A 1,809-nucleotide genomic window follows, 5' to 3' on the forward strand; every position below is an offset into this window, starting at 1 on the left:
AACCACCAGCTCCTGAAGCCATCATTCCGATGGATCAGAGGCCGATCATGCACTAACAATCAAAATGGACCAGTCAGATGAGGCTGCTCAATATAATGCTCCTGCATGTTTGCTTTGTGACAAACTAACCAACGCTGTGGAAAGCCTGTCTTTTGATCGACCTGCTGGTTGAGCTAGTCGAAGTGGGCAAACACGGGGAAAATACTGTCTATGCAATCTAGAAGAAGTGAAGCGGATGCGATCGGGTCAATAGACCTGCCCATTGGGGTTCTGCACGGAATTCAGACCGAGCGTGCACGGCAGAACTTTCCGATCACCGGCGTGCCGTTGTCACATTTTTCCAGCATCGTCGTTGCCCTGGCCATGGTCAAACAGGCCGCCGCTCGGGCAAATTCCGAAATTGGTGGCATTGAGACGCAAAAGGCAAAAGCGATAGATGCGGTCTGCCAGGAAATCATCGGCGGCAAGCATCACGAACACTTCGTGGTGGACATGATTCAGGGTGGCGCAGGAACTTCGACCAACATGAATGCCAATGAGGTCATTGCAAACCTCGCCCTAACAAAGCTGGGTTATGCCCCCGGAGAGTACGAGCATCTCCACCCCAATGACGATGTGAACCACGGTCAGTCCACAAATGACGTGTATCCGACTGCCGTCCGGCTTGCTGTACTTTTTCATGTCGAGCCGCTTTGCGCCGCGTTAAAGGGGTTGCAATCTGCATTTGAAGATCGCGCCTGGGCCTTCGCCGACATCGTTAAGGTCGGTCGAACCCAATTGCAAGACGCAGTGCCCATGTCTCTGGGCGCCGAATTCAGAGCTTTTGCCGTCACCGTCGGTGAGGATATTGATCGAATCCGCGAAATTGGGCGATTTCTAACGGAAATCAATCTTGGTGGTACTGCAATTGGCACCGGTGTGAATGCCGAAGTCGGCTATGACACGCGCGCCGTTGCCCACTTGGCAGAGATTTCGGGCTTTGACCTCAAACACACCAGTGACCTGATCGAGGCCTCTTCCGACCTGGGAGGATTCGTCACCTTTTCGGGCATTCTCAAACGTCTGGCTGTAAAACTGTCGAAAATCTGTAACGACTTGCGGTTGCTGTCTTCTGGCCCGCGTGCTGGACTGGGTGAGATTACATTGCCTGCAGTACAGGCCGGGTCTTCCATAATGCCCGGCAAGGTCAACCCAGTCATCCCTGAAGTGGTCAACCAAATTTGCTATCAGACCATTGGAAACGATCTCGTAGTGACGATGGCCTCAGAAGCAGGTCAGCTGCAGCTGAATGCGATGGAGCCCGTCGTTGCCTACAATCTCCTGAAGTCGCTGAAGATTCTGATCAATGGTACGAAAGTCCTGACCGAGAAATGTGTTCTCGGTATCGAAGCGAACGCGGATCGCTGCAAGGATCTGCTGGATAACAGCCTAGTTCTTGCCACCGCACTTGTTCCGTATCTGGGGTACGATGCCACTGCGCGCGTTGCCAAACATGCTTTGGCCACCGGCGCATCAATCCGCGATGTTGTTATCGAAGAAGGGTTGGTCCCTGAGAGCGAATTGGACAAGATTCTATCTCCGGTGGCAATGCTCGACAGGGCGGTGCCCTCATGAACCGGTTCTATCTCTCTCGTATATAGCCATTAGCCCGCAACTTGTTGCCTGGTGCGAAGGGGTATCCGAGGCCCCTCTCGGAGAAAACTAAACGACGTATGAAAAGGAGAAAGCGCTACAATGAAGGTACTGGTACCTGTCAAACGCGTGATTGACTACAATGTGAAGGTCCGCGTGAAAGCGGACGGTAGCGGT

General features: G+C 53.0%; 1 protein-coding gene. It reads left to right on the plus strand.

Annotated elements, in window-relative coordinates; all coding sequences use genetic code 11:
• Window positions 1-210 precede the first annotated feature (210 nt).
• Window positions 211-1,614, plus strand: a complete 1,404-nt coding sequence (locus ACR0LL_RS21040) for an aspartate ammonia-lyase (protein WP_480589241.1) — start codon at window positions 211-213, stop codon at window positions 1,612-1,614.
• The last annotated feature ends 195 nt before the right edge of the window (window positions 1,615-1,809 follow it).

This window comes from Ruegeria sp. AI2 (assembly GCF_056541275.1).